The following is a 7,154-nucleotide window of genomic DNA, read 5'->3' as shown; positions in this document are numbered from 1 at the left end:
GTTCAGGTTAGGTAACATCATTTCTCTGATGCCACGAATTGCTTTGTCAATTACACGGTTCAATTCGATGTTCTCATAGTCTCCCGAAGAGGCCGTCCAAGAACCGTTGAAATAACTTCCATTGGCTCCATGATGCTTCTGCAAAAAGATATAATTCGCATTATCTATAGCCTCTAATTCTGTAGAAGTCATCTTCTTAACTAGTGCTCCATTAGACAAGGACAAGGTATTCAAAGCCGCACCACTCACATCAAATTTCCTAACCCAGCCAATGTTTTCATGTACGGCTGCTTTAGAGATGGTTCCAATCACTGTACCCAAACAGGTCACTGAACATTCAAATTCTTTAAACAGCTCAGCAGCTTTACCTTCTGCGTCCTGTCCAATTACCACGGAAACTTTTGGATAAGCCCCTGTACTTAGGTCTTCCAAGTTTTTATGAGCAGCATCGCCCAAAGCTTTTAAATCAGGGGAAACTAGTACAGATAAAGGCATGTAGTAATTTTCTTCCAAATCGTCACAGACCCCTTGGAAAGTAGAAGCAATGGTAGCTATGTCTGCCTTCGCTACAGGTGTATGTCGATCGGCTAAGAAAATTCCTGCCTGACGGATAGCCCCTTCAGCTGCCAATTGCATATCCCGTAAACGTTCTGCATTTTTTCCTAAGTCAAAAGCTTCATCGGTGATTTCTTCAGTATAGGCTCCCACATACAAGCTTCCACTTGGATTGGCTCTAAAATACTCACTGATATGATAATGCATCATTTTATAATGGTTATCAAAGCGAGCTGTTTCTACGCCTTCTGTATCAACCAAAATAGTTTCTTCAGCATCCGTAATATGTAAAGCTTCAGCTTCGGCCAAAGAGAAGATCTGAGTCAATCCCTTAAAGGGATATTCCTCTTTGGTTAATTCTTCGTCCGCTGCAGTAGGCAAAAAGAACAATAAGGCTGAAATGTAATCCTGCCCTGCTGCGGTTTTGCCTAGTCCTCCTTCTCCCTTTATAAATTTAATTTTTGATAAGGCCATTAGTTATTTTCTTTAATTAGGTCTTTAATATCGGTTTGAGATGAATTCTTTACTTTAATCCTTCCTATAGAAATCCCTTCCGGTTTCCCTATCCATTTAGCATAGACTAGCATACCCAAAAGGACACCCAATAGCAAAGGCAAAGCATGTTTACTTAGCTTTTCTTTCATCTTTTTTAGCGTTAGGATCTTTAATGCCTAATAATACCATACTAAATAAAAGACCTGGCATTACTTCGGCCCAACTAATTTCTAATTCGGGCAGGAAAACTGAAACTATTGAACCTATAGCCATTACTAGTCCGGCCAGGCTTGTTTTCCATCCCTTTTTAATGTGATCAGGGTGTAGCATCTTTCGTTTCTTTTTGTTTTTTTCTTTTTTCTTTAATATCCAAGTATTTGTCGTACAGTCGCATGAGCAAATACACAAAGGACAATAAAGAAAGCGTAAATGTGAAAATGGCATGCGTATCGGCCCCTGTCACCCAACTTAGTGTATTATATAATATAGCCGTTAGTGTAGCACTCCATCCTATTTCGTTGGGCATATCAATTTGCATATTTCCCTTCTTTTTTCTTTTTCCCTTCACAAGGATGTGCAAAAGTGAGGAATGCTTTCAGTGCAGCAGGGAATTCCATCGAGCCATTTTTATTTCTCATTGTGTAGCGCTCCTTTTGTTCCACTGAGCCGGAAAGCATGTCCTTCTTCTGTAATTCATCATCATTATTCGCTTGCCTATGTCCTTTCATTAGCATTATTTTGAGCTCATGAGAGGTGGCACTTTTATACTCCTGCTTATAAGAATATTGAATATTATTCTCCTTACTTGTCCTTTTTCCCTTATTCTTGCCATGTTAAAACCTTAGAAGGCTTCATGTCCCTCGTCTTACTATTTGTAGAGATAATCTTCACCTTTAGTATCTTTTCTCTCTGGCAAAAAGGTAGATAATTCCCTTTCAGACCAACTTGGTCTTTTGCGCCATCTTGCAGAGGGAAATATTTTTCTCTCATCTTTCTTGTATTTCCTAAGGAATTCCCGCTCTTCCTTAAGGATCATTGAATTTTCCCTGCTTTCCTATCTAGTCCGTGAAATAAGTAGGACCTAAACCTAGTATTTTGCCCTTTCAATAGAAGAACACCTTTCAAGTTCCTCAATCCTCATGGATTCATACTTTGAATGGACAATGGACTACTCCAGGTGCAATAGAAATTGACCACCTACAGGGCTTAAGGTTGATCAAGCCTTCAACACTTACGGTGTAATATTTACTAATATGCTCACAACATACACCTAAGGAATTTCTACCTCTTATTCCAATACTTTTTCAGAAAATAGGAGAAGGCCTTTTGCCTTCTTTGTTTTTCCTCTGGAACATCCTGACCAAAGGAAAGTAGTTAGGAACTCTTTTGCTCCCTTTTTGCCTTATTGGTTGGCCAACCCCTAACAGCATGAAACAAACATATACAAAAACAAACAAAGGATTACTAATTTTTATTTAATAATGCTGAACACTTACAATAGAATGCTGATCCTTTACATAAACTTGTAAAATTTCAGCATTCTTTACCATATTTTTGAATTGAAAATAATATCAACCGCTAAAGAAAGTAATCATGACAGCAACCCACATCAAGAAACGTAATGCCCTCATCAATGAAGACTTTAACGAGCTCTATAAACAAGCCAGAGAATCCAACCCCCATGCAAAAGTGAGTGTAATGAAGATCTATGAAGAGTTGGCGGAAAAGTACTTCCTTACCTCTACTTCCATAAGAAACATTATTAAAAATTATTAAAGAAAGCTAGATAAGGGGCTCAACATCATTAAACCCAATAAACACCCATAAAACAACTTTGAGAAAAAGGATAAAGAAAGGATGGGCAGCTCAATGAATATATCCTTAAAAGATAATCCAAGAGATTAAACAATAGCTATCTCCCAATGGCCAAAACAATTAATAAACCATAAACCTTTTGAAAAATGAAAAATGTATTTGAAAGTATTAAAAACCAATTATCTATTCTGGAAAACATCCAACAATTAGGCCTCTATGATGGTCACATGAAATCCATAATCGATGGTTTAGAGCATGAAACGTCTCTTCCAGCTGTGGCTTTACAATTCAGAGATATTACTTATACCACAGAAAATGAGCGCCAACAAAGTGGGAAAGCCACCTTACGGGTATTCTTGGCAGGAAAACAAGATACGCCGGAAGCATTAGATGATCTTTTTGATCTACGCCTTCAAATCCACCAATTGCTACAAGAATTTTATCAGGATGCCTTATTTGATCCCCTGGACCGTCAAGCAGAAGAACAAAAGTGCGGTCCTGCAGGACAAGTCATCTTTACCATGGACTATGGTTTCCATTTCATTGAAGACCATGTGGTAGATAGCCGACAGTTAACTTCCATTGGTGACTTTAGGGTACATTATTAAACTTTTTTTGTTTCAACAAAATGGGAATTTTGAAAACCTGCACAAAAAGCTTTTTCAATAAGGGGTCAAGAATCTCCAATAAAATAGGAAAGGCAAAGTAGATTTCAATAAAACAAGCCCTTTAAATAGGGTATGAAAAGGAATAAGGAAAAAGGTGGGTTTGTATTGGGGTTTTACAATTCTCTGGTCAAACCTCCTGCCTTAAACTTTTTTTAAAACAATACATATCCTTCATTCAAAATCCAAATATTCCAAAGATGAAAAAACTTTTTTTCTCTACCGGCGGCCGCATGCTCCATCTGGACGACCTTCAGATTATGCAAAACGAAACCTATAAGGCCATTGAAAAACAATATGAAGAATTAGGGCCCTTTATTATGAGTGGTTGTAAGGTGGAAGAAGATAGCCGTAATGGAGGCCACCAAATCACTGAAGGATTGGTGTATCTGGATGGCCAATTTATGGAATTGAAGGCACAACATAATTTGTTGAACTTCCCCAAATTTATTGTTTCCTCAGGAGAGCAACGCATCGATTATTACCGGCTGAAAAATGGTGGACAAGCTCCCAAACGTCTTTTATTTGAAGCGGTACTGAGCAACGACAAACCAAGCGGGCAAGAGTTTATAGAGGTAAAGCCAGATCAACCTGGAAGGACCTATTTTGATGCTTTAAGGGGAAGATTCCAGGCTTTAAGCATTGGGCACAATACGGAAGATTTTAGTGCCCATGAGGCCTTAGATGTGGTAGGAAACATTAAAGCAAGTGGTTCGGCACATTTTGGGAGTAGGACTATAGTGGATGAGTTGAAATTCAGCCATGCCGATAGTGTAGTAATTAATCAATGGGGAAATATTATTCAGCCTGAAGCCACTATTACCAGCCAAAACTGGAATATAAGCCGGCATCCGGGAGATCGAATCCTTGAAGTATTTTTTAATAAGGATTATACCACCCACCCCATTCGATTAAAAGAAAATACCCTTTTAGAAAAAGATGTGGCCATCAATGGAAACTTGGGAATTGGTACAAACCAAAGCCCGGAAGCCACCTTAGATGTAAAAGGGGAATTAAAGACTCAAGATATTATTATAGAAAAAAAATCTGATCAAGCCGACCAGATGATTTCATTGGTTCATAAAAATTCAGCCGGGGCATTACATAGTCAATGGGATCTTATCCAGCATACGACAGGAAACCTGGAATTAAAAAATGATGAGGATAAAAATTTTTTCTTCTCCACAAATGGCAATTTGGGTATTGGAACCAATGATTCTAATGCCAAACTTCATGTTCAAATAAATGGTGATGAACGTGCTTTACAAATAAAAAATGAAGATGGACAAGCCTCTTTTAATTTTTGGACAACCACAACCAATGACCAAAAACAATTGAGAATCGATGAAGACACCACTGGAAAAACCATTGCCACCTTTCTACAAAATGGAAATGTAGGCATAGGTACTACTGAACCCTCTGAAGCTTTAGAAGTCATTGGCAACCTAAATGTAAGTGAAAATATATTCACCAGAAAAGTGGGCAGAAGAGGTCTAAGTACTGAATCCGAGGACCTTCGTCTTACCACCTGGATGCCTAATAAGCTAGTCAATGGCTCCGGAGAATTTAATTCCGGATTTGGGTGGGAAATACTTAGTGGTACAATATCTTCTAAACACGAAGCGGAAACAGGAAGATATCTTCTAATTAATAGAGAAGCTAAAATCCAACAAGATGCTTACGCCTACAATGGAATTCAATATTCCCTTTTTATAACAAATATTTGTTGTTCAAATGAAATAAGGGTAACTGTTCAAGAGCTTTCTTCTGACAAAAGGACGATTATTCAAACCCTTGTTAATAATGAATCCATCTCTCAATCATCCTGCGTTTTTAACCTACAGACTAGTTCTGGTGAATTCAATGGAAACACTAGCAGATATATACGGATTATCATTGACAATTCCTTTTCTTCCGATTATAAGCGAATTCGAGTATGGCTTAATTATGGCCTAAATGCCTTTCACCAATACGGACTAGAAGAATCCTTTTACCATCTTAGCTCTATGGTCGAGAACCAACAAGCGGGAATCCTCTCGGACCAAAACCTAAAAGAAAACATACATCCCCTTGAAGGTTCATTGGATAAAATTGAAAGGTTAAATGGGTACAAGTTCGCTTGGAACGAGAAACAAAAGGAGCACAAAGGGCAAGATATTGGCCTCCTTGCCCAGGAAGTAGAAGAGATTTTTCCGGAGGTAATCACTATCCGTTCTGATGGCTACAAAGCCGTTAAATACGAAAAACTTACCCCCCTGCTCATTGAAGGTATCAAAACCCTGAGACAAGAACTTCAGGGGCAGGCAGCACTTATCAAAGAACTCAAAGGGGAAATAAGGGAACTAAAAAGATAGTAGCAGAAGCCCCCATATTCTATTAGAACTAGGGAGTTAGACAAAACCATAAAAGGATTTGCTGTGAGGAGCGTCTTCACAGCAATCCCTTTTCAAAATACTAACACTCATCTCAATTGTACATAAAGTAGGGCTAATGAGAACAAAAGGGGATCTATCAAAAGAAATAAGCTACAAATGTCCTTTTTGGAAACTTAATAAAGGGATACTTAAAAGTAAACCATTCACTAGGAGTGATATTCATTTCCGTACCAATGAAGGTCTAAAGGGCAAAAGGAAAACAGTAGCACTTTACCTATATAGGACTGATTACAAAGTCTATAAAGAAGTCCTTTAAAAGGATTTCTTGATGGATATTTTAGCTCCAATATTAACAAATACATCATCACCAATGGGCCTAATTTTTTAAATAAATCCCTCTAAATAAAAAAAGGGAATTTAGCCAAAAGGGGACTAAATAAAGAGTTGGCTATTTCCACCCAACTGGTCCAGGCCTTTAAAAAAAGGAGTAAACGAACATTAAACAACAGCACAAAGCATCATGAAAAAACTATATTTCTCAACCGGAGGCCGCATGCTTCATCTCGATGATTTGAAGATCATGCAGGAAGAACTTTACAAGGCTATTGAAGACCAATACAAAGGGTTGCCCCCCTTTATCATGAGTGGCTGCCAGGTTAGCCTTGAGGATCAGGGTTATAAAATTCAGAAAGGATTGATTTATCTTAACGGTCAATTTTTAGAATTTGAAGGAGCCAGTGGCCTGCTCTCCCCTAATGGTTATTTGAAAGAAGCCCCTCCCGAAGGACAAAAATTTTACCAATTGAAAAATGGAGGGCAGGCCCCAAAACGTATCCTCTACAAAGCCGAATTTGTTAGTGGAAACCCTTCCCAAGATTTCACCGAAGACTACATTCTCCTCGATGAAAATGGAGGAAAAACCTATTACGATGTTTTCCCCCTCACCCTTCAGCAACTCACCGATCAGGGAGCCATCACCACTAATGCCATTACCGCCGGAGGGGGTGCCTTTAATGGAAATTTGACAGTAGCAAACGGAGGAAAAGTGGGAATTGGAGTACCAATTCCCGCTCATGAACTGGAAGTAGCAGGGAATCTCAAAATAAGTGGTATTGGAAAATTCGGAAACGGAGGTAGCCTTCAACTCCATGCCAATGGAGTTGATAATAATCAACATTCCTATCTCGAGTACTATGGAGGCGATGGAGCCAGAACTGGATTCATAGGCTATGGGGATAGCACCAACAGT

The 7,154-nt window shown here is 38.7% G+C and carries 9 protein-coding genes; 4 read left to right on the top strand and 5 right to left on the bottom strand.

Features of this window, described 5'->3' with window-relative positions; translation table 11 throughout:
* From E1171_RS11705 to E1171_RS11685, 5 genes are all read right to left on the bottom strand, one after another.
* The coding region (locus tag E1171_RS11705) for a DUF2586 family protein (protein WP_155206190.1) at nt 1-1,029 on the bottom strand (1,029 nt) is incomplete at its 3' end.
* A complete protein-coding gene (locus tag E1171_RS11700; RefSeq protein ID WP_155206189.1) occupies nt 1,029-1,199 on the bottom strand; it encodes a hypothetical protein in 171 nt (56 codons plus the stop codon). The genes E1171_RS11705 and E1171_RS11700, both read right to left, overlap by 1 nt.
* Complete coding sequence (locus E1171_RS11695; RefSeq protein ID WP_155206188.1) at nt 1,180-1,380, bottom strand: hypothetical protein; 201 nt, start codon at nt 1,378-1,380, stop codon at nt 1,180-1,182. Before E1171_RS11695 ends, E1171_RS11700 begins: the two co-directional genes overlap by 20 nt.
* Nucleotides 1,367-1,588, bottom strand: coding sequence for a hypothetical protein (locus E1171_RS11690; protein ID WP_155206187.1), 222 nt, complete (start codon nt 1,586-1,588; stop codon nt 1,367-1,369). The genes E1171_RS11695 and E1171_RS11690 overlap by 14 nt, the downstream gene beginning before the upstream one ends.
* Nucleotides 1,578-1,778 (bottom strand): hypothetical protein, encoded by a 201-nt coding sequence (locus E1171_RS11685; protein WP_155206186.1) that lies wholly within the window; start codon nt 1,776-1,778, stop codon nt 1,578-1,580. The genes E1171_RS11690 and E1171_RS11685 overlap by 11 nt, the downstream gene beginning before the upstream one ends.
* 865 nt (nt 1,779-2,643) lie before the next feature.
* On the opposite strand from E1171_RS11685, the gene E1171_RS11680 reads away from it, so the two are divergent.
* The 4 genes from E1171_RS11680 to E1171_RS11665 form a co-directional block, all read left to right on the top strand.
* Complete coding sequence (locus E1171_RS11680) at nt 2,644-2,826, top strand: hypothetical protein (RefSeq protein ID WP_155206185.1); 183 nt, start codon at nt 2,644-2,646, stop codon at nt 2,824-2,826.
* 185 nt (nt 2,827-3,011) lie between these two features.
* Entirely contained in the window at nt 3,012-3,473 is a 462-nt protein-coding gene (locus E1171_RS11675) for a hypothetical protein (RefSeq protein WP_155206184.1), read from the top strand.
* A 257-nt stretch (nt 3,474-3,730) separates the two neighbouring features.
* Nucleotides 3,731-5,884, top strand: a complete 2,154-nt coding sequence (locus E1171_RS11670) for a tail fiber domain-containing protein (RefSeq protein WP_155206183.1) — start codon at nt 3,731-3,733, stop codon at nt 5,882-5,884.
* A 541-nt stretch (nt 5,885-6,425) separates the two neighbouring features.
* A partial coding sequence (locus E1171_RS11665; RefSeq protein ID WP_222931481.1) for a hypothetical protein occupies nt 6,426-7,154 on the top strand: 729 nt, incomplete at its 3' end.

It is taken from the genome of Xanthovirga aplysinae (assembly GCF_009711365.1).
Lineage (GTDB): Bacteria > Bacteroidota > Bacteroidia > Cytophagales > Cyclobacteriaceae > Xanthovirga > Xanthovirga aplysinae.
Note: the sequence above shows the minus strand (reverse complement) of the source record. Positions and strands in the feature narration are given on the sequence as shown.

What these genes read in the sequence shown, in the direction of transcription:
- E1171_RS11700 (WP_155206189.1), bottom strand. Translation starts at nt 1,199, where the DNA reads ATGAAAGAAAAGCTAAGTAAACATGCTTTGCCTTTGCTATTGGGTGTC.
- E1171_RS11695 (WP_155206188.1), bottom strand. Translation starts at nt 1,380, where the DNA reads ATGCTACACCCTGATCACATTAAAAAGGGATGGAAAACAAGCCTGGCC.
- E1171_RS11690 (WP_155206187.1), bottom strand. Translation starts at nt 1,588, where the DNA reads ATGCAAATTGATATGCCCAACGAAATAGGATGGAGTGCTACACTAACG.
- E1171_RS11685 (WP_155206186.1), bottom strand. Translation starts at nt 1,778, where the DNA reads ATGAAAGGACATAGGCAAGCGAATAATGATGATGAATTACAGAAGAAG.
- E1171_RS11680 (WP_155206185.1), top strand. Translation starts at nt 2,644, where the DNA reads ATGACAGCAACCCACATCAAGAAACGTAATGCCCTCATCAATGAAGAC.
- E1171_RS11675 (WP_155206184.1), top strand. Translation starts at nt 3,012, where the DNA reads ATGAAAAATGTATTTGAAAGTATTAAAAACCAATTATCTATTCTGGAA.
- E1171_RS11670 (WP_155206183.1), top strand. Translation starts at nt 3,731, where the DNA reads ATGAAAAAACTTTTTTTCTCTACCGGCGGCCGCATGCTCCATCTGGAC.